This is a genomic window from Enterococcus sp. AZ084 (assembly GCF_051714905.1).
Classification (GTDB): domain Bacteria; phylum Bacillota; class Bacilli; order Lactobacillales; family Enterococcaceae; genus Enterococcus_B; species Enterococcus_B pernyi.
Window position 1 is genome coordinate 1 of record NZ_JBIOSS010000003.1, and the last position, 19,633, is coordinate 19,633.

General features: G+C 35.0%; 28 protein-coding genes and 1 pseudogene. 3 read left to right on the forward strand and 26 right to left on the reverse strand.

All coding sequences use genetic code 11. The features are described from left to right. The coding region (locus tag IGI79_RS14320; RefSeq protein ID WP_438846082.1) for an IS4 family transposase at nucleotides 1-1,030 on the forward strand (1,030 nt) is incomplete at its 5' end. Between the two features lie 285 nt (nucleotides 1,031-1,315). Here the strand turns inward: IGI79_RS14320 and IGI79_RS14325 are convergent. From IGI79_RS14325 to IGI79_RS14425, 21 genes and pseudogenes are all read right to left on the reverse strand, one after another. Then, the gene (locus IGI79_RS14325; RefSeq protein ID WP_347082646.1) at nucleotides 1,316-1,591 is read right to left on the reverse strand and encodes a type II toxin-antitoxin system RelE/ParE family toxin; all 276 of its coding nucleotides are present in this window, start codon (nucleotides 1,589-1,591) and stop codon (nucleotides 1,316-1,318) included. After that, the gene (locus tag IGI79_RS14330; protein WP_271525121.1) at nucleotides 1,581-1,835 is read right to left on the reverse strand and encodes a type II toxin-antitoxin system RelB/DinJ family antitoxin; all 255 of its coding nucleotides are present in this window, start codon (nucleotides 1,833-1,835) and stop codon (nucleotides 1,581-1,583) included. The genes IGI79_RS14325 and IGI79_RS14330 overlap by 11 nt, the downstream gene beginning before the upstream one ends. Before the next feature lie 374 nt (nucleotides 1,836-2,209). Then, on the reverse strand, nucleotides 2,210-2,506 hold the full coding sequence (locus IGI79_RS14335; protein WP_301357522.1) for a hypothetical protein: 297 nt from the start codon (nucleotides 2,504-2,506) through the stop codon (nucleotides 2,210-2,212). Nucleotides 2,507-2,664: 158 nt separating this feature from the next. Next, complete coding sequence (locus IGI79_RS14340; RefSeq protein WP_438846083.1) at nucleotides 2,665-3,018, reverse strand: hypothetical protein; 354 nt, start codon at nucleotides 3,016-3,018, stop codon at nucleotides 2,665-2,667. A gap of 39 nt (nucleotides 3,019-3,057) precedes the next feature. After that, on the reverse strand, nucleotides 3,058-3,390 hold the full coding sequence (locus tag IGI79_RS14345; protein WP_438846084.1) for a hypothetical protein: 333 nt from the start codon (nucleotides 3,388-3,390) through the stop codon (nucleotides 3,058-3,060). A 5-nt stretch (nucleotides 3,391-3,395) separates the two neighbouring features. Then, nucleotides 3,396-3,815, reverse strand: coding sequence for a hypothetical protein (locus tag IGI79_RS14350; RefSeq protein ID WP_438846085.1), 420 nt, complete (start codon nucleotides 3,813-3,815; stop codon nucleotides 3,396-3,398). Nucleotides 3,816-3,877: 62 nt separating this feature from the next. Further along, the gene (locus IGI79_RS14355; RefSeq protein WP_438846086.1) at nucleotides 3,878-4,117 is read right to left on the reverse strand and encodes a hypothetical protein; all 240 of its coding nucleotides are present in this window, start codon (nucleotides 4,115-4,117) and stop codon (nucleotides 3,878-3,880) included. 45 nt (nucleotides 4,118-4,162) lie between these two features. Next, nucleotides 4,163-4,297, reverse strand: a complete 135-nt coding sequence (locus IGI79_RS14360) for a hypothetical protein (protein WP_438846087.1) — start codon at nucleotides 4,295-4,297, stop codon at nucleotides 4,163-4,165. A 101-nt stretch (nucleotides 4,298-4,398) separates the two neighbouring features. Continuing rightward, entirely contained in the window at nucleotides 4,399-4,656 is a 258-nt protein-coding gene (locus IGI79_RS14365; protein WP_438846088.1) for a hypothetical protein, read from the reverse strand. Beyond that, nucleotides 4,649-4,813 carry a hypothetical protein gene (locus tag IGI79_RS14370; RefSeq protein ID WP_016249989.1) on the reverse strand — a complete coding sequence of 55 codons (165 nt, stop codon included), beginning with the start codon at nucleotides 4,811-4,813 and terminating at the stop codon, nucleotides 4,649-4,651. Before IGI79_RS14370 ends, IGI79_RS14365 begins: the two co-directional genes overlap by 8 nt. Before the next feature lie 140 nt (nucleotides 4,814-4,953). Next, the gene (locus IGI79_RS14375; protein WP_438846089.1) at nucleotides 4,954-6,273 is read right to left on the reverse strand and encodes a PcfJ domain-containing protein; all 1,320 of its coding nucleotides are present in this window, start codon (nucleotides 6,271-6,273) and stop codon (nucleotides 4,954-4,956) included. Then, nucleotides 6,270-6,683, reverse strand: a complete 414-nt coding sequence (locus IGI79_RS14380) for a Cas9 inhibitor AcrIIA9 family protein (protein WP_347082654.1) — start codon at nucleotides 6,681-6,683, stop codon at nucleotides 6,270-6,272. The genes IGI79_RS14375 and IGI79_RS14380 overlap by 4 nt, the downstream gene beginning before the upstream one ends. A gap of 39 nt (nucleotides 6,684-6,722) precedes the next feature. Continuing rightward, nucleotides 6,723-7,172 carry a JAB domain-containing protein gene (locus IGI79_RS14385; RefSeq protein WP_010736452.1) on the reverse strand — a complete coding sequence of 150 codons (450 nt, stop codon included), beginning with the start codon at nucleotides 7,170-7,172 and terminating at the stop codon, nucleotides 6,723-6,725. A gap of 428 nt (nucleotides 7,173-7,600) precedes the next feature. Further along, nucleotides 7,601-7,912 (reverse strand): annotated as a pseudogene (locus tag IGI79_RS14390) (DNA/RNA non-specific endonuclease); the annotation flags it as partial. Between the two features lie 82 nt (nucleotides 7,913-7,994). Further along, nucleotides 7,995-9,767: a group II intron reverse transcriptase/maturase gene (gene ltrA, locus IGI79_RS14395; RefSeq protein WP_438753811.1), complete on the reverse strand. Its 1,773-nt coding sequence runs from the start codon at nucleotides 9,765-9,767 to the stop codon at nucleotides 7,995-7,997. Between the two features lie 703 nt (nucleotides 9,768-10,470). Then, nucleotides 10,471-10,905, reverse strand: a complete 435-nt coding sequence (locus IGI79_RS14400) for a hypothetical protein (protein WP_438846090.1) — start codon at nucleotides 10,903-10,905, stop codon at nucleotides 10,471-10,473. Between the two features lie 80 nt (nucleotides 10,906-10,985). Further along, the gene (locus IGI79_RS14405; RefSeq protein ID WP_438846091.1) at nucleotides 10,986-11,747 is read right to left on the reverse strand and encodes an N-6 DNA methylase; all 762 of its coding nucleotides are present in this window, start codon (nucleotides 11,745-11,747) and stop codon (nucleotides 10,986-10,988) included. A gap of 68 nt (nucleotides 11,748-11,815) precedes the next feature. Continuing rightward, nucleotides 11,816-12,244: a single-stranded DNA-binding protein gene (ssb, locus tag IGI79_RS14410; RefSeq protein WP_438840882.1), complete on the reverse strand. Its 429-nt coding sequence runs from the start codon at nucleotides 12,242-12,244 to the stop codon at nucleotides 11,816-11,818. A gap of 31 nt (nucleotides 12,245-12,275) precedes the next feature. Beyond that, a complete protein-coding gene (locus IGI79_RS14415; RefSeq protein WP_438846092.1) occupies nucleotides 12,276-12,434 on the reverse strand; it encodes a hypothetical protein in 159 nt (52 codons plus the stop codon). Next, on the reverse strand, nucleotides 12,431-12,775 hold the full coding sequence (locus tag IGI79_RS14420; protein ID WP_271523572.1) for a hypothetical protein: 345 nt from the start codon (nucleotides 12,773-12,775) through the stop codon (nucleotides 12,431-12,433). Before IGI79_RS14420 ends, IGI79_RS14415 begins: the two co-directional genes overlap by 4 nt. A 63-nt stretch (nucleotides 12,776-12,838) precedes the next feature. Continuing rightward, the gene (locus IGI79_RS14425; protein WP_438846093.1) at nucleotides 12,839-13,363 is read right to left on the reverse strand and encodes a hypothetical protein; all 525 of its coding nucleotides are present in this window, start codon (nucleotides 13,361-13,363) and stop codon (nucleotides 12,839-12,841) included. Between the two features lie 656 nt (nucleotides 13,364-14,019). Here IGI79_RS14425 and IGI79_RS14430 point away from each other — a divergent pair. Further along, nucleotides 14,020-15,045, forward strand: a complete 1,026-nt coding sequence (locus IGI79_RS14430; RefSeq protein ID WP_178946823.1) for a hypothetical protein — start codon at nucleotides 14,020-14,022, stop codon at nucleotides 15,043-15,045. Between the two features lie 31 nt (nucleotides 15,046-15,076). Here IGI79_RS14430 and IGI79_RS14435 read toward each other — a convergent pair whose 3' ends face one another. Continuing rightward, nucleotides 15,077-15,706, reverse strand: a complete 630-nt coding sequence (locus IGI79_RS14435) for a hypothetical protein (protein WP_178946824.1) — start codon at nucleotides 15,704-15,706, stop codon at nucleotides 15,077-15,079. A gap of 247 nt (nucleotides 15,707-15,953) precedes the next feature. Between IGI79_RS14435 and IGI79_RS14440 the strand changes: the two genes are divergently transcribed. Then, entirely contained in the window at nucleotides 15,954-16,097 is a 144-nt protein-coding gene (locus IGI79_RS14440; protein ID WP_066026087.1) for a competence inhibitor ComI, read from the forward strand. A 241-nt stretch (nucleotides 16,098-16,338) separates the two neighbouring features. Here the strand turns inward: IGI79_RS14440 and IGI79_RS14445 are convergent, their stop codons facing one another. The 4 genes from IGI79_RS14445 to IGI79_RS14460 are packed head-to-tail and all read right to left on the reverse strand — an operon-like array spanning nucleotide 16,339 to nucleotide 19,424. Then, a complete protein-coding gene (locus tag IGI79_RS14445; protein ID WP_438846094.1) occupies nucleotides 16,339-17,139 on the reverse strand; it encodes a hypothetical protein in 801 nt (266 codons plus the stop codon). Further along, the gene (locus IGI79_RS14450; RefSeq protein ID WP_438846095.1) at nucleotides 17,132-17,413 is read right to left on the reverse strand and encodes a helix-turn-helix domain-containing protein; all 282 of its coding nucleotides are present in this window, start codon (nucleotides 17,411-17,413) and stop codon (nucleotides 17,132-17,134) included. The genes IGI79_RS14445 and IGI79_RS14450 overlap by 8 nt, the downstream gene beginning before the upstream one ends. Before the next feature lie 30 nt (nucleotides 17,414-17,443). Then, a complete protein-coding gene (locus tag IGI79_RS14455; RefSeq protein ID WP_438846096.1) occupies nucleotides 17,444-17,908 on the reverse strand; it encodes a lysostaphin resistance A-like protein in 465 nt (154 codons plus the stop codon). Beyond that, nucleotides 17,853-19,424 (reverse strand): type IV secretory system conjugative DNA transfer family protein, encoded by a 1,572-nt coding sequence (locus tag IGI79_RS14460; RefSeq protein WP_438846097.1) that lies wholly within the window; start codon nucleotides 19,422-19,424, stop codon nucleotides 17,853-17,855. Before IGI79_RS14460 ends, IGI79_RS14455 begins: the two co-directional genes overlap by 56 nt. Nucleotides 19,425-19,633: the final 209 nt, after the last annotated feature.

Genomic DNA, 19,633 nt, shown 5'->3' on the forward strand with positions numbered 1-19,633 from the left:
CAAACAACTCTTCTACCGAACCATTCCTTCAAGTAACCAAAACAAGCAATATAAAGGGTACCAACTATTGGTTCATGATGGCTCCGATATTAATATTCCTTATGATGAAAACGATCCTGAATCCCATTACACCATCGGAAAGTTTGATAAACCTGTAGGATCTTTTCATCTCAATGCTTTATATGACCCATTAAATAAATACTATGCATCGGTAAACTTCCAAAAAATTAGACAGCTAGACGAACGGAGCAGTTTGTGTCAAATGGTTGATGAGTTTACTTTTGAAAAGCCAACAATTATTATTGCAGATCGTGGTCATGAGTCATTTAACGTGTACGAACATATTAGAAAAAGTGGTCAAAAATTCGTAATTCGAGTAAAAGATACCAAAAGTAATGGCTTTCTTAAAGGACTTGGATTACCTCAAAAAGGAACATTTGATAAAGAGGTTAACCTTTGGTTAATAAGAAGACAGACAAATAAAATCAAAACTGACAAGAGCTATCAATTTGTGCGTAAAAAAGCCAGCTTTGATTATCTCCCATCCGATTCAAAAGAAAGCTATCCCGTTAGTCTCAGAGTCGTTCGGATTAAGTTGAGTGAGGATAGTTATGAATCTTTAGTCACAAATCTTGATTCCTTCACTTTTAAAAGCGAAGATTTAAAAGTACTTTATCACTTACGCTGGGGAATTGAAACTTCCTTTAGAGAATTAAAATATGCCTTAGGTTTAAACCAATTCCACTCAAAGAAACTAGAGTTTATTATTCAAGAAATTTACGCTCGTCTCATTATATACAACTTTTCAATGGAAATTGCTCAGGTAGTGGCGTTATCAGCTCCTTTAAAGCAGTTCTATCAGCTTAATTTCACACAAGCTATAGGCATTTGTAAAAGATTTTTTCTTGATCAAACCGTCAATGTAGAAATTTTGATAAGAAGATATCTCCTCCCCATACGACAGAATCGGAGTGACCAGAGAAATATAACAAAAAAGAAATTTGTTGGTTTTTTATATCGTATTGCCTAATATTATAAATCGGACTATACCATATAGGACGTTTTTTTGTGTTGCTTAAAAATATAAAATTGGTCAAGTTAATAAGAAAAAAGCGATATACTTGAGACTATTATTTACTTTTTTGCCTTAACTTAATGACATTGGAGTATACTCTGTTGTCCCTTAAAGAGAATAACTTTCTGGTCTAATTAATTGAGACAGATTATGAGAAAAGAGAAACCCTTGGATAAAAGGATTCCTCTTTTTTATTTATCGCTTAATTTTTTAATCATACGGTTGATCGTTTATGACACTTCAAAGAACATCGTCATGCTTTCCAGTAGCTAGTAACCATAATTCTAAAACATCGTTTTTTATTTCGTATACAAGTAGCCAATCTTTTTCAATATGCAATTCTCTAAGTCCTTGTTTATTTCCTTTTAATGCATGGTCTCTATACTTTTGATAAAGTACGTCTGTTCGTTGTTGGACAAGTAATTCTAAGACAATTTCTAGCTTTTGCATGTCATAATGCTTTTTCTTTAGGGTCTTGTAATTTCTTTTAAAAGTAGGAGTTCGCTTAATCTTCATCGTTTAAGTCTTTCATTAATTCAGCTACACTATCAAATGACTTATAATCTTCATTGTTCATTTCTTCTAATGCTTGCGCAAGATTATCTTTTCGTACAGTCATTTCAAAAGGAATTCCTTTTTCACGAACAACTTTAGTTAAAAATATTTTAATCCCTGTTGTCAAGTCAATTCCAAGAGAGTCAAAGATCTCTTTAGATTCTTCTTTTAATTCATCATCAATTCTAAAGTTAATTTGAGCCATTTTTCTCACACCTTTCATATTATAAGTATAGCATTTTTGTGTAGCGTTATAAAGCGAACGCTTTACAAAATGAGAATTGACTCCTTTTTTTCTTTAATCATTCTATCCGCCCTACCTCCTTATTAATTATTTAGTTTTATGTTCCACATTCTTTTCGGCTTACTAGTAGCCATATACGATTGCTGGTTAAATACTCGTAACAAGTAGTAAAACAAACACGGCGAGATTAGCCAAAAAGAAAAGCCTTAGAGTATCTTACTACTCTAGGGCTTCAGTGTTCACATGTTCTTTTTCTGCAAAACAATCATATCGTGATTTGTTGTTTTTTTAAATGGTGACCTCACCTATCGTTTTCCTTTGTAAGCCCAATTATTTTAGAAATATTCATCATCTTTGTATCGATCAATTATTACCACTTCATCTATAACATCTTCTTTCATCTGTTTAGCAATCAAGCTAGGACGAATTTTTTCTAACCAATTTTGATCAGGTACATAGTCAAGAAAATTACCGATTGTCGTTAGAACTATCTCATCACTAGATAATTCAACTAATCGTATAAACTTGAACTGTGGGATTGCTGCTACGTAATTGATAATATTTTCATCGGTGTGTTCAAAAGATCCCATATACTTTAAGCTAATGTTATCGTAAATATCGATTAATTTCATAGTGTCATCTCCTATTAATTTTTTTATTTGTAATTTTAGTTAGTGCATATATTCGCTTTTCGGAATATATTGGTTTAACTCAAATTGTCTCTTTCAGTTCTGGTTTGTTTAACATATTTCTTCTGTTATTGGTAATATCTGCCGTTAGAATAAATTTTTTAATGTTCTAACCATTCGGTTATTTCTTTCAGTCTCTGTTCATCAGGTTTATAGCCCAATTCATCCATCATTTTTATATCTTGTTCCAACGCTACTTTCATTCTTTTACTTTTTTCATTTTTTACCTCTTCAATTGTTGGTGAAAAATCAGGGCTTATGTGTGAGGTAATGAAGCCTTTATAACGTTCGTACAAATCCTCTAGTGTATCAACCCACTCAGTAGTAACAGCACCAGTGGTTAGCGTTACAAAACTATATTGTGTTGCAGATTTAAATTGAGTTCTTTCGACAACTATATGCCATGCAGGATGGCCGTTTATTCCCCACAGGACTAAATCTCCTACTTTTAACATGTTTAACCCTCTTTCTACTTAATTTTTTCTGTTACTTAATTATTTAAAAGTAGTAATGAATTTCCCTATATCTGACTGTAAAAATTCTTTTTCTTGTTCAATATCATAAATTTCCTTAATTCGTTTAGTTATTTCATTTTCCGAATTATCATTCAGCCAATTAGTAAGCATCATATATTGATGGCTATCTCTTGTCTTAATTATTTTCAAAGCTTTTTGAGGATTGAAAGTAGCACTACTTTTGCCTAAGAGATACTCCAGTAGTAGATTCAAATTATGAAACCATGTCTCTACAATTTGTGATTTTTTATTAAGTTCATTAATTTTTTTTTTATGGAAATCCAACCTGTGTGTGCGTGTCAACTTATTCATTATTATCACCTTTCTGAATCAGCTATCGCTTCCGTTAACAGACTACTTATTTTTCTTTTTTCAATAATAAAATCTTTGATCTCATCTGACTTGTTTTGATGTCTTAAACGGTTTAAGTGTTTGTATGCTTTGTAAAATGCTTCATTGATTTCTTTTTGTGTAAAACCTTCTGTTTTCAACTCAAACATAACTTTATCTGAGTAAGTAGGTACGTTATCAGGTGGATAGCCCAAGCCTTCTCCTGAACAAACAATTTTAGTTTTTTTGTCAAGCCAACATGGTCCGAATTGGTTTAATATACCTATATTTTCATAGAATGCAGTCCTTTGGTTCATGTGTTTTTCATCTATAATATAACCTCGCTTATTCAGCCAATTGTTTAGCTCCTCATGCGTACCGATAAATAATATCTCTTTAGTGAACATAATGAATTAATTCCTTTCTATCACATTTCTTTCGTTAATCATCTATTTTGGTGGTTAGTGGACTAAGCGTAAGCCCACATTTCATTTTTTGGTATCTTGGTCATCGTTATAGTCCAACCATAAGAACCGTCTGTGTAATAATATTCTTTATCCTCTTCCTCGTCTTTTAATCTTTGCCATTCGTTATGATTATCATTGAATCTTAGACACTCTTCAAAGGCTTTTGTCGCTTTTCTCAAAGTCGTAAAAACTCCAATTTTAATATCTCCACTGCCAGGATATTCTTCTACCACAATAAACAATTTAGTCACTCCTTTTTAATTCCGTAATCTCTGTCTTTAATGGAATTATTCTTCTTCCTTTTCCAACTTCACTAGCTCATTTAGTAGCGATTTGTACAGCCATTGATAGCTTTCTTTTGCTATCGGCGCTTCGATGTTCACTCTATGTTCATCTAAAATTTCTGTTAGTTTCTCTTTCATTAATGTTCCTCTTTTCTATTATGATATCTTCCATCTGAAATAAATTCTTCTTCAATCTCTGCCACCATTTTTTTAAAACCTTGATTCTCTCCTATCGAACTCTACTCTAACCAGTAGATTGTATTGTCTTTACTCGGATATACTTTTAGTTTTCGTCCAGTCAGTTTTACCAAATCAAATAATAAGCTGGTAGGTATTCCTTCTTCTTCCAAGGCATTTGATCGATAGCTATGATTAGTCATCAATTCACGAGCAACTTCCTTATCTAAGACGCGTTGCTTTACCAATAAATCGACTAATTGACTCAAAGATAAATAGTTCTGCTTGTTAGAGTGAATCCCACCTATAGTTTTAGTCATAAAGAATACTCTCCTTTGGTTCACAACTAATTTTTTCAGAATAGGCAGTCAACGTATCTAAATAACTTTCCGCTTCTTTTCGTGTTAGAAACTCCGCAATCTTCTTTTCATTTTTAAATACAAGATACTTTTCTTTTGCTGATTTGATCGTATACATTTATTCTCCTCCATTTCGGTTTTCTTCAAGCCTTACAAGCTGATTCTTGCATTGACTAGCCTCTCAGTGATATACTGAACCTATACAAATCAGAAACGTTATGGGACTATCTTAATTCGTACTTAAGATAGTCCTTGTTTCTATGCTACATACTTCTCTTTTCTAAGTTCTTTTTCCCAAATACTTATTGCCTCCCTCAGTTTTTCTGGAACAGGTACTCTATTCCTAGTACTTTGAACTTGTACAATTTTTCCGTCTTTAAATTCTAATGTAAAGTATGGTTTGCTTGGATTATCAACCTTTCTTGCAAATAAAATGGTTGTTTCTCCCTTGGCGTGCCTGTCAATGTAACTAGCTACACAATGCTTTAGTTCTTTTCCTTCTTGTTTTATATCTTCTACAGACTTAGGTAGTAGGAACAAGATATTGCCGACTTGTCGCTCCATATAAGCTAAATTTTGGGCTCGTGTTACAAACTTCTTTTTTTCATTTTCTGTTTTTCTAGCATTGATAATATCTACTAATTTATCATGTGCTTCTTCTAAATCATCAGGGTACTTGTTTTTATTATTCACCTTAATTCCTTCGTCGTTCAACATATTCAGATAATCTCGATACATACTAAAACGTACCTCTTGCTTTAGTAAATACGTTTGTAACTTCATTAAGTGATTATTTTCAAAAAAATCATTGATTTCATATCTGGATACATATTTTTCAATACCTAAAATCATTTGAATGCCTCGTGTTTCCATTTCTTTTTTTAACAAGAAGTCGGCATATCCACGAGAAGATTTTTGAAAAAACTTCTTAAACTTTCTTAGCCAATTTTTTGTCATTACACGCATATCTATCAGGTATATTTTGTTCATAATATCTTGTGCAAGCTGTTTTGCCCCTATTTTTTGAGCAAATTCAATTCTTTCTCTATATTTGTAAATGTGGGGTAATTGTTCTGGTTGCACGCCTCTCAAGTCAAGATATTTTAGCTCTGAACTTCTACCTAGTTTCTCTATCCAACCATTAGGATAAACCTCTGGAACATAATAATTAAATATGCCAGTGACCGCTTTCTTACCAAAACAGTAATGCTCGTTTGATTCTCTGCATACCTTCAAGTGCTTGTTCTCTGCTAACCTCTCTAAGTTAAAAAGGTGATATTTAAACATTTGCTTCCCTTCTTCAAAAAAAGAGTAAACTTCATAGGTTTGTATCTCGATTCTTTTTGTCGAAGATAGAACAATCATGAAATACTGGCACTTATCAAAAAATGTCAATCTTGAATTTTTTGCCAGTCGTTTCTCGTACGTGTTACTATGTTTTCTAGTCGAAGCGACAATCGTTTCTCGTTTGTTTTTCCATACGTACGTTGGAAATTGTTGATAACACCATTCAAAGAATGCTTTTGGCGGTTTAAGACAATCTTTAGCATAGTCATTCGCAATTTGTATTTTTTTCATAGAAAATCTAGCAAACTTAATTGCTCTCCTTCCGGTGATTTTGTTTCTTTTTTAGGAACATGGTTTTCTTTTTCGCATTGCTTACTTACTGTTACTGATGGATTCGTTACGCTCATCTTTGGTTGCTTTATTTCAACTTCTTCACTCTTAAAGTAATCTGTCACCCATTGAAAAACATCATCATGGATAATTAGTGCGCACCCTCCAATTGCTTGCTTCATTGCCTGCGAGTAACAATACTGCATTGCCTTTCTAATACTTTTCCCTTTCTTTAGAATCCCCTCTAAAAGCTCATTATCTACTTGTACCTGTTGGCACAACCAATTGTGTATAATATCTTCCGACCTTGGACGTTCCTCACTCATTTCTTCCATCATCTTGGCATGTGCCTTTTCTATTAATTCATTCATTTCAATTCTCCTTTCTTATTGTGTGGTGCTTTCCATAAACTAGAAAGCACCTATCCGATTATTTTCTCGATACGAGTAGTAAGTATTTTGTCCGACAATAATATGGTCTAAAAGCTCGATATTTAACATTTTTCCGCACGATTCAATATTTTCGGTCACAATATCATCTTCCTTGCTTGGATTCGGCTTGTTCGAGGGGTGGTTATGTGCGATTAAAATTCGACAAGCATTTGATAGTAACGCACGTTGAAAGATATCTCTTGGGTGACAAGTAGTATAGTTTAACGTTCCCTTATGGACGATTGAGTAACTGTTAATATTATTCTTGGTATCTAAACATAACAGCACTAAATTTTCTTGTGTGTCATAGCCAATTTCATCTTGCAACCACTTTGCAATTGAATAAGACGAGGTAATCTTTAACGGTGGAAACTCTTCATAAACACGACATTCTTGCTTGATTTTGACGATTTCATAGACTTTTTCCATAAATTCAGCTCATTTCTTTTAAGGTTTTGGGTTTTCAACATACATTTTTTTTAACGTTTTTCTGAGGCGAAAAGGTTTTAAAAAATTTCAATTTTCAGATCGTTAGATTTCGCTCCTTTCTTTGATTAAACTTCGTTCCATTTCTTCCAACTGTTATCCTCGGCGTGCTTATGCCCTACACCTGTAGCAGGCAGAAAAAAAGGGAGTGCTGTAGGGAAAAGTTTTGAGTGATCTTCTCAAAAGTTTTCCCGCCCCTTTTTTTCTGACTGCGGAAGGTGTATAAGCAGTGACGCTGAGGGTAACAGTGGTTTGGGAAGAAATGGAGCTTAATCAAGACATCGGACGAACGAGCTGAAAATCGCTTTGAAATTTAAGCCCTTGACCTTGAACTTGCCTTTTGGTTTTGATCTTGATCTCTTGTTTTTTACTTATTCTTTTGTCGCTTTTCCTGTTGAGTAATCAATGATTATTCCAGTCTGTATATTTGGTATCAGAACGTTGAAATTAATCTGCTTGTCTTCAATACTCTTCGCTTCTAATTGGATAGCGCGTGGGACTAACTCTGTTTCCGTAAAAATAGGTGTTACTCTATAACGTACATGATTATTTGTACTCTTTAAGTATTGCGCAATTTCATTTTCATACTTGACCATGTGAATCTGATTTAATTCTTGTGTGCCAGTAAATAGGTTTTTCCAGTTTGCATTTTCACCAGTTAGTTGAAATCCGAGTAATAGCGATAGGTAATCCTTTGATATTATCTCCGGATTTTCCCCCGCTCCACACCGTACGTGAGACTTTCACCTCATACGGCGTTCCATCTTATATCATTTCTTCTAATTCAACTAAATTACATAACTCACGATAGTGTTTAATTTTTGTCAGTTGTTTTCCGTTTAACTGAAGGATATTTAAATAGTTATTTATCGTGCCTTTAGAAACCGCATGAATCAAAATATGAACCCATTTATGAACAATAACTAAATTATCAAAGCTATCCGTACCACCTAAATGTTTGGGTATTTTATGGTGGCAATGGACATCTTCCGCTTTAAGAAATGCTCCTGTGACTGCACATAAGCCTTGTTGCATAGAATATTTTGAAATTCTATTGTCCGCGTATTCTATATTTTTATTATCAGAAAGGTACATAACCATTTTTGAAATTTCTGTACATATATTGGGCAAAAGTTGGCTGTAAATTTTCTTTCGCCCCTTCTTTGTATAGAAACATATATCTTGGCTAAAGCACATATCATTTTTCGTTTGGACATCTGATATCGGATATAGGTACGCTCCTGCAATATTGTAGGTTTTATAGCTGTTCTTGTGTAATCTCTTATAAGTTGCGTTTGCTTTAGTGGGTGGTCCATATTTCCCTGCTGATTTCAACCGATTACGGAAAGTCTGCATAAGACGATAGGCGATTTCGTGAAAGTCTTTATTTACATGTGTAGCTGATTGAAAATAATTCTTTGTTCCTAGTAAATACGCATTGTATTTGTAGGCTGATTTTTGTATAGGGCTTTTCTGAATTTCACGAATAAGGCATCTAAGTTTTTCACTTATCTGTTTCTTTTTGGCTTTTGTTATATACGTATGAGCGACATAGGATTTTCGCTTTTTGACAGCTTTTAACGTGAAGCCCAAAAATTCTGATTCTCTTTTCCTTAGATTAGTTATTTTAGATTTTTCTGGTGAAATATCTAAAGATAAATGATTGTTCAAATAGCCTTTTATACCGTGGTAAATTCGAATTGCTGACTGGTGATTTTTAGTAAATATCTTGAAATCATCAGCGTAACGAACGATAAACATTTCTTTTAGCGTTGTTTTCCGCCTTAAGCCCCTTAATCTTGAAGATGGGTGATATGGCTCTCTCGTTTTCATGAATTCCCATTGGTTGGCAATCCACCAATCAAGCTCATTTAATACCACATTAGATAACAAGGGAGACAATATCCCTCCTTGCGGAGTCCCCTTTTTCGGAACACCCTCTCCTTCAATTGGGGCTTTTAACATCTTGGCTAGAATTGCTAAAACTCGTTTATCTTTTATCCCTATCGTATATAGTTGCTTTATCAGCTTATTGTGATTTACATTGTCAAAGAATCCTTTTACGTCAATATCTACCACGTAGTGAAAATTCTTTCGCGTTAGAAATTTACATCTTGCCATTGCGTGTTTAGCTGACCGATTAGGTCTAAATCCATACGAATGGTTATAGAATTTTGCTTCACATATTGGTTCTAAGATCTGTAAAAACATTTGTTGGATAACTCGGTCTCTCATTGTTGGAATTCCTAGTGGTCTCTTGTTACCGTTACTTTTTGGAATATAAACCCTTCTTACTTTCTGAGGTTTGTAATCCGACAGTACACTTCGAATATATCTGACAAACATTTCTGTATTTGCTAGTTTATAATCATCGATCGCGATCCCGTCTACTCCAACTGTTTTTGAACCTGTATTATTTTTAATCACCCTGTATGCCAAGAGGATATTTTCTCTGGAGATAATTCGTTCATACAAAGGGACAAATGTTGTGGATTTGTTTTTGCTTCTCTCATATAAATCGTCTAATACTTCTTGCATACCGTAATATTCTACATATCGTAAATACGTACTCACCGATGGATAACTCACTCCTATTTTGGAAGTCCCATCATCTTACTCGACCCTGTAAGTTTCATTCAGTTGTTTTAAAATTCAATAATAATAAGACTTGGGGCTATCCCTCCATGCGAATTACCACATATCAACAGTACTGTGCCCCTACTCTCACAAGGATAAAATAATTTCGATTGTTCTCTTATATATACCTGCTCATGAATTAGATGGTTCTCATGCAGTTCCTTGCTTTCCACGTTCCAATTAAGTTAGCTTTGCATATATCCTTAGGTACTTACTTTGAGCCTGTTAATTTATATCTTCTTTGTTAGGTATTCCGAATTTCTTCCTCATCACCATACTTTTCGGTAATTAACCCTGCGCACGCAGTATATAGTTTTCACTATATTACCGATTTAGACCCGTTCATTCGCAAGTTCGTCAGTCAACGTTTGACATTCTTACCATAGATAATTTATAGCATCCCGACCTATCCTCAGCCATATCTTAGGTACAGACTTAGGCTTTGTTCAGCCGACTTCACCTGGCTTCACACAATAAATAGCTATTCCTATTTGTTGCATGCAGGAGTATCAGATAGTTTGTTTCAGCTCAACTTGAAGGCTTTCATTCCAAACTTCACTTAATTAGTTATAACTACATATTTTGTAGTTCTCCTATTTCGTATTTACATACTTATAAGGAAACGTGTCACACAATGCGATCGATTATAAAGCCAATTACCATCATCTAATTTCTTTTGATTCCAACCAGTCGGATAAATCATTGAGATATCTTCTCTTGGCTCTGAAGGCATCATACTTTTATGTAGCAACGCATCAGCGACTCCTACTCTGTTCAATGAATCTAGATCCGAAAACGTGTGCCAGGGTTCAGTTGATTCCAATTCTTCTAGTGTGAAACTCGCATAATTACCGTTCAAATTTACAATGCTTTTTATCTCGTCAATTTCAATTTCCCCAAGCTCATTTACCGGTTGCCTATTGATTTGGATCATAAAAGACTCGATCATGTTTTCTACATCGACATTTATCATCCCACCACCTATAAACAAACCAATCAAACCAATTAAAGTCGTAAAAAGAATCTTTAATTTCTTCACTTTTTTTCTCCTTTTTTATTAATTTAGCTTTAGCAAAGAAGAAGGGAGCGTTAGCGTCCTTCTTCTTTCCATGAAACTCATTAAAATAAAACAAGTTGTTCGGCGTCAGTTGGTGGTGTCCATTCTTCTTCTAATTTGTTTTCTATCTGAAGCAGTGGGTTTATTTTCTCCTCTTGATCACTGTTTTTTTCAGGAAATAGGTATTTGGGATTGATCATGTGAAAGGGTGTATACCAAGTTGAAAATTTTTCTCTTGATAGCGAATCTTTTACCTCACATACGGCGTTTACACCAAGTAATGAAAGTTGTACATACGTCATTAACAGACAATTTTCATCGATATCTTCACACCACACACGTAATTGCTGTTGATAGTTATATCCCTTACGTTCCATTGCCTGCGTAAATGCGATTATCATGCTACCTGCGCCACATGCTGGCTCATAATAACCAAGCCATCCCTTTTCTTCGATTAACGGTTCATTTTCCGTTAAAGTTAGTTCGGACATTAGCCTTGAAATCCCATAAGGTGTAAAAAATTGTCCGGAATCTTTGTTGCTAATTTCGAGATCCATATAAATTTCACCGAGCCAATCCGTCACTTTTCGATCAAAAGCTTGTACTAATAAACAGAAACATTTTACAAAAACATCACTCTCCGTTTTCGTGTATTTTCCGATTATCTCGACATATTCAGCTTCTCGGCTATCAAATTGTGTTTTATCTACACTATTTGATACGGTGTATGCCATTAAGTGAACCCAATCAAAGAAAATCGTAGATATATTCTGCTTTCCAGATATATTTTTTAGTCGTTTTGAGATCTCATCTTTATAATTCATATTTTCTCCTTTATTCGGCAACCGCATATGCGGTTGCCGATCTTTCCTTTTTAGTTAAATCATTAATCTTAGAATGGTAAATCATCATCTGAAATATCAATTGCTGCACCTTCAAAGTTTGGATCACTATTATCGTTTTGTTGATTATTTTGGCTACTTTGGCGTTGTTCGTTGACTGTTCTTGGTTCAAGTAATTGGAAAGTTTCGACGACAACCTCAGTTACATAAACACGTTGTTGTTCTTTATTTTCATAACTTCTTGATTGAAGACGTCCAACAATCCCGATTAATGAACCTTTTTTTGCATAATTTGCTAAGGTTTCCGCTGATTTCCCCCAAATGACACATTGGATATAGTCCGCCTCACGCTGTCCTGCCTGGTTCGTAAATCTTCGATTGACTGCTAGTGTAAAACTTGCTACCGCCTTGCCACTCGACGTATAGCGCAAATCAGGGTCTTTTGTTAAACGTCCTACCAAAGTTACATTGTTAATCATAGTAAATTCCTCTTTTCATCTGCTTTATTTTTTATTCATCTTCTGGGTGATCTTCTTGCATTTGTTGTAACAATTCTAAAAATAGTTTTTCGTCTTCAGCTGAACCTTTGGCGCGTATTGGTAACCCACGTCCAAAATTTTGGCTTTCAGACCTTTCTTCTTGATTTTCTGGAGTATATTTTGCTATCAAAGTTCATATTCACCTCTTAGTCTTTTGGCACAAGGAGCGCAAACATAACCTACGCCCCAAGCACCCCTTGGTAAATAATCAAGTAGTCGGTGGCATTCCTCACAGTCGCCGTAAAAAGTCGCTTCACTCGCAAAATCGATCGATTGTTCTAAGCGTGCCAGGTTGATTTCAATCGTTCTGAATCGTTTCATGCCCCGCCCATCTTCACGATACACTTCGCAATCGACTAATATTGGCGACTCGATATCATTGATACCAATAATATCCCCTTGCCTAATTTCTTCTTCTTGAAAGACAAAAGAATTTTTGCATTTATACTTCTTTCCTTCATTTATCTTCATCTTTTGATTGATACGAAAGGGTTATAGAACCCTTTCGTATGTCTCCTTTCCTGATTCTTTAGTTTAGAGTTTGCCGAAGTGACCAATTGTTTCAAGTAAAACAAGCGCGTGTGCTAAATCATAAACACTATTCATAGGGTGTCTGCGGTATCGAATCGAACTAGAACGGTCTTTCATCATTAATGAAATTGATTTATCTTTGAAAAAGGCAACGGCTCTCACGCTCTCTGTTTCAAATATTTGTTCACCGTTATATGTGTCTAGCTGTTCTAAGTGCCGATAAATGGTTTCTGCTTGCTCGTATTTCTCTTCAATCGCTTGTTCTAAGACTTCCTCTTCGTACTCACAAAACACGTACGTATTACAGCCCTCTAAAATCTCACCTTGTACTTTTTCGTCATATCGAATGCTCCCCCACTGTTTTTGGATTTCGTAACGAATCGCTTCCGTTTCTAGCGTTAAATCGTGCAATTTTACTCTGATAGAAGTGCTTCCGTAGCCCACCATTTCAACCCGAATACGTACTTTTTTCGTATTAATTCCTTGCTCTCTCAAACTTCTTTTGATATTATTTGCAGTTATTTCCATGCGAATCTCTCCTTATTTGTCGTTTTTTGTTCCCCAAAGTTCATTTCAGCAAGCGATTTGTGGGAGGCGAAAAGAATTTGATTTTTAAGAATGTCAATGGTCCTTTATTTATTCTTTTCCTCTTAGCTTTGTTTGATCTTGGATCATTTCGAGCTGAGCTGATAGCGGTTTGGCGTGCTTGTTCCATACACCTGTAGCAGGCAGAAAAAAAGGGAGTGCTGTAGGGAAAAGTTTTAAGTGGGCTTCTTAAAAGTTTTTCCGCCCCTTTTTTTTCTGAATGCGGAAGGTGTATAAGCACTCTCGCCAATCCGATAGCAGCGGCTTCAGATCGACATGAGACAAAACAACAGCGAGAAGGTGAAATAAAGGCCCATCGCCCTGACATTTTTAAAAATCTAAAAAAGATTCCGCATGCGGAATCTTACTTCTTGCGGAAATCATTGCTTGCAATGAGGTTCCACTTCTCTTTTCTTTTGACTTTCTGGAGTAATCACATGGCTTCTTCCGTAACGATGGAATATCTGGAGGAATTACGGAGTATTTACTCAATTAGTACACTACATATCTTCATTTTGATTTCTATTCATTATTTCACTTTAATTCATCATAAAAATATTGTTTTATGATAAAATTTTATTAAAAAGGAGGTAATGACTATGGGGCATCTGATAACTAAAGCAATTCCTACAGAGGCTTCAGCAATCGAGTATTTGAAGGATCACCCGACGTTACATGAAGGGTTTGCAATATCACCTTTAACCGCAAAAAAACTATTTGGTCAATATATTCTCGATAAATATAAGTTTGTTTGCCCAACTGATGGCTGTTCTGCTAAAGTTACTTGCCGTTCAATCGAACCAATCCACAAAAATAGTCCCACATTTGTTAGCCGCCGTCGTGTAAATAGTGCTCACATTGAGGCTTGCAAATTTCATCCTAAAAACAAAGATCTTGTTTTCTCTAAATCGAATAATCCAGCTGAACGATTTGAACGAATTAAAACAGGTGATATTGTTTCTGATTTATCCGGTACACAAGGTTTTTCTCCTAGAAAAAGTGTGAACACAAAGAAAGAATCACCCGATACGGACGCTACAGAGACGCAATTTTTTTTACCTAGTTCATCAAAAAAACAAGATTTGAGTACACCACGTTCAAAGCGACCTACAAGAGAACATTTAAAAACACTTCAAGACCACGTGGAAATGTTCAAATATGATCCTGAGTTTAAAGTGACTCGTAAAAGTAATAGTGCGGTTGTACCTATAAAGTATCTTTTTAAGCCAATCTCCGCTAACTGCCTTTTCGAAGAATTAACTGATCAAAAATATCCTACAATTTATTATGGAGAGGCTAGGTTAGCAAAAACACAGAAAGAATCTGTGATTAGCATACGCTTCAAGCATAACTTTCAAAAAAATACTTTGAAATACTCAGATAGAAAGAACCACTTTCTATCACTTCTCATCTCAAAAGAGTATTTAATGAAAGAGTATCCAGATATTTACAGTATTTTTAAAAAAAGGAATGATTATCTTTTCAAAGTTTACACCACGCTTCCAATGTTTTGGAATGTTATATCAGAAAATACAATGTATTTAAATGTTTCTTCTTTTAAAGAAGCTATAAGAGTCGATCCTTTTAAAGACGAATTATTTTCTAACATCTTTATCTCTCAATAGTTTAGGTTAGGGGCTGCACACTTGTAGACCACTAATCTAAACTGTACTTACATATGAGGCATATGGCATTATATACATCTATTTCTTCTACGGTTGCTGGGAACCAATCTATTTTTTTTGTATCTATATATTTAAACCTTGAAATCACTTCTAGATTAGTTTCTAATAAATTGACAACGTTAAAGTCAAAATAATCCTTCATTAGCATCTCGATTTTCTTGCATTCCTCGTCACGATATTCTTCTGGAAGCGGGCCAAAATCTAATGCGTTATAAATGTGGTAGTTATCTCCTTTCTTTTTGTAATATCCCCAGTGGACAACTTCCAATGGATTACTAGGAGGTTCCTTATCATCGATTTTGGCGAATTTATTTTTTTCCTGATACTCTAATATCGTTGCTATAGAAGAGTGAATTTTTCGTTCTTCTTCCGTTACAGAAATTAATTCCAGTTTTGACGTATCTAGGTAAGCTACGTTCCTCATTTTTCGCAAATCTCTATGTGTTAAATCAGCAACTAAAAAGTACTGATGATTTTCAAGAAACTCATTTTCCCTTTTGATTTGATAACCTTCTGGAAGTTCATGTTCTGCTATTGCTTTATAAAAACGCTTTTTGTAATAATCTTCATCCTTGTAGTATTCTCCATGAATAATTTTCATTTTCTTTGGTCCCTTCTACTCTGCTATTTTCGTCTTAATCTTCAACGATTGCCATTTGGTGAATATATGGCTTCTTCCGTAGCGGCGGTGGCGGTTGGAGCGAAGGAAGAAATACGTCTAACTAACAAACAAAAAACCAGCATGAATGCCTTAGAGTTAAGGATTCATACTGGTTTTTATGGTATAATAATAGGTGACAGTAAAGTTTAATGACGGTGGCTATCCAATCGAAAGTGAGGTGGTGCGTATGATCGTACTTCCGAAATCTTATGAAAGGAGACGCCTTTTGCCTGTTGAAACAGCGCTAGCATTAATGATTAGTTTCGGTTCTTTAATCGCAACAATCATTTTTGGTATTCTAGCGATAGTAAACAACGACAAAAAGAAATAGCCGTCACTTTAGCCGAGGACTAGCTATTTCTTTTTAAGATATACAGTTAGCGGTCACCGTTCTTTAAACGGTGCTGTCATAGGGAGAGTTGTTAGCGCAACTCTTCTTTACATATTGATTATACCACGATACTGCTGAAAAAACTACATAAATGCCAAAACCGGAAAGCTTGCTTTCCTTTTTTTGTTGCCCCGTAAACGGTGGTGGCGGTCGGAGTGTCGGGGCAACAAAAAAACTTATCCTACAATACATTTGTATTCTCAATTATGTCATCAATCAGATCCATTGTCTCGATAGGTTCAAAACTCAGTTCTGCCGTTAAGCGTGCGCTCGTTTTTTCAATTCGATAGACAACCTCCATATTTTTTTTTACTATTTCTGTCACCTCGTTATTAGGTAGTATCGCCTCTTTCACACACACATTTAATGAATCAATCGCTATTGAATTATTTTCTGGAATCAAATTCTTCAGCACTTGGAAGTATTCCTCAATCATATAGGTATTTTCTTTACAATCTTGTTTGATAGATTCGCTTCCTGGTAATTCCCAAAAGCTCGTTGCTTTAATGACTGGTCCCAAATTTTCTCTCCACATTCTTTTGGTCATAAATATAACAATACCTCTCATTAGCAAACTAATTACCAAAGCATGACCAATGGCTGTCAGTGAAATATTAAAATTTAGGGTAATCAAAGAAATGAAAAAGACTGTTCTTACTATCTTTTTTATCAAATCCAGAGAAAATCTATTTTTGTGCACCCAAATCAATAAAATTGCCATTGCACCGAGTACTACCCAAATCTGTATTAGTTGAATTGCTAAAACATTAATTGCTTCGTTGAACGCATCCGCACTAATGATTTCCCCATTTAAAGTGAGTCCAGATTGTACAAACTCCGTTACTATTTGACTTTTAATCCATATCAGAATGCTTGCATACAGGCATAGTAAAGCTCCCTTTCTAAGAAAAATTTGTGTATAATTCAGCATGGCTAGAAATTGCGCTCTCCAGTATAGGTTTCTTTCACTTTTTTCACTCATATCCTGCCTCCAATAAGTTTCTTTTATTATTTTCATTTTTAAAACTTCGATTCTCAGTTCGACCGTAAAGATAATCGATACTTACGTCGTAAAAATCACATAAAGCTACTATTCTTTTATTACTAGGATATTGGTGCCCATTCTCCCAATTACTTACCGTTCCTTTACTGACCGGCGGATCAAAGATATTACTCACATCATCTAGCGTTAAAAATCTTTCCTTCCTTAATTGAGCAAGCCTCTGATTGATCAATATTCCTCTTGTTTCTTTCACCTTATCTATTCCTCCATCGATTGTGATATATTATTGTATTAATTGTGTGATCACTGCTACAAAGTTATAACTCATATGAAGCAGTATTGGCATGACGATCGTTCCACTTTTTTTAAATGCCCATGAATAAATAAGGCCATTTATTAAAAATGGGAAAAAGTTCTTTTGCCAATGAAGAATGGCAAAAAGGATACTAGAAATTCCTACACTTATTTTCCAAGAAAAAACTCTTTGTAGCAGTGAAATCAAGTATTTCCTGAAAATCATTTCCTCTATCACTGGTACCCACGTTAGGCTTCCGATTATGCTGAATAGATTTACTTTTTGAGCTATATTCTCAAACGGAGGCACGTCCAACAAATGGTTAGCTGCATACGTTATAATCCACGAAGTACCCACCAATAAACATAAACTGACGATAAACAAAACCCAATCAAGTTTATTTTTTAGAAAGAACAATTCTTTCAGGCTTTTTTTTATGGACCTTACGTTCATTTTCGTTAGTTGATTTCTCCTTTCCTGTTTTTACGAAGGTTGTAATAAACTTCGAGGGTTCACCTGGACGATTGTGGGAATAATAATAGCCATGAAGATTAGGAAGTCGTTTAATTTTGTTCGGATTGATTACAAATTCATCTACTACATTATTTGAACTTTCTCCGGTATTTCCTTCCTCATTGCTTCGACTCGTTTGTTTCACTTGTTTTTCAGTTCCAATAAATTTTGATAGTTCATTTGCCGTATCATCATCTGTCCGTAGAATGACAAAATTTGTTAAATTACCAAGTATCTGTTTCGTTAACTCTTCTGATACTTTATTTACATCAGCGATTACCTGCATAGCTACGATAGTTTTTACGCTAAAGGACGCGGTTCTATTCAGTAAAGCTTCAAAGGATTCATCAACATAAACACCCAATTCGTCCATCACTAACAAGGCTTCTGTTTGGTCGTCTCTTTCAGCTTTTTGACTCAGAAACAATTTGTACTCGGCGACAACCAGCTTTCCTAAACTTCGTGCAAAATCACTGTATTTGAATTCATTTAAGTACACGACAACGACTGCGTCTTCCTCATAGGCTTGCCGTAAAGTAAACCCATCTTGTCCAAAAAGATAGCGGCCGTCTCCATCGTTAAAAATCGCTAAACGACCGATTGCTTGGACGACAGTATCTTTACAAGAAGCTAATACTTGTTTTGCTCTACTGTACAATTCCTTAGAAATAATATCTTTACTATACAGTCCTTCAATTAAGTTTTTAAAATTTGAGGGATCAGAATACTTAATAATACTTTGAAAGCTATACTGAATGTCGGCCGCTCGCATGACACGTCCCATTACTTGCCAATAGGTAAGTGCTTGAATCCGATAATGTTCTTCGGACCACTCGGTTAAACTAGACAATAAATCTTTTAATTCTGTCTCAGTTATGCCTTTAAATGGATTATACGGATTCGTTTTTGAAATTTCTGATTGATTAATGACATATAGGTTTCGATTGTATTTCTTTGCCAATTTTTCGGTGACTATATTCAAATCGTAGTTCGAAGTCCCCCCTTTACCGTCGATCACGACGGTAAATTGTCCTTCACGGATCGACTGTTCGATATAATGCAAAATAGTCGCGGTCTTCCCTGTACGAGTAGATCCGAAAGCACCAACGTGCCCCTTGTCATTAAAGTTGATCCCGCCTCGACTATTTAACATAACTTCTCTTCGTGTTTCCTGTTTAACTGTTTCATCCATAAGAATCTCTGAAGAACTTTTTTGTAAGAGTAAACCTGTACTAACTATCATCGTTCCTACACCCCATCCAAATAGATTGATTCCTAGAATCCATTGAATTGTTGACGGTAGGAAATGTTCTCGAAAATATCCGTCAGCTGTGACGTATGCCACCATACTTGCAAAACCATCTTGGTTTGCAATGAGTTGGGTATAGATTAGACTTAACAAGCCCATTGAGCTTCGGCCCATTTGTTTCTGATTTAAATAAAAGATACTTACCACAAGAAGGAAAACTCCTAAGGTGAGTATCATCAATTTTGACGACTTTTTTTCATAGTATTCCTGAAGAATTAAATACGAAAGCAACGCAAGTGATCCTGGTAATGGAAAGAGAAATATTCCTAGACAACATAAGACGATACCTGCTTTTGATAATCGACTTCGCCAAACAAAAACGACATCTTGATACATACGTTCACCTTTCTTTTCAG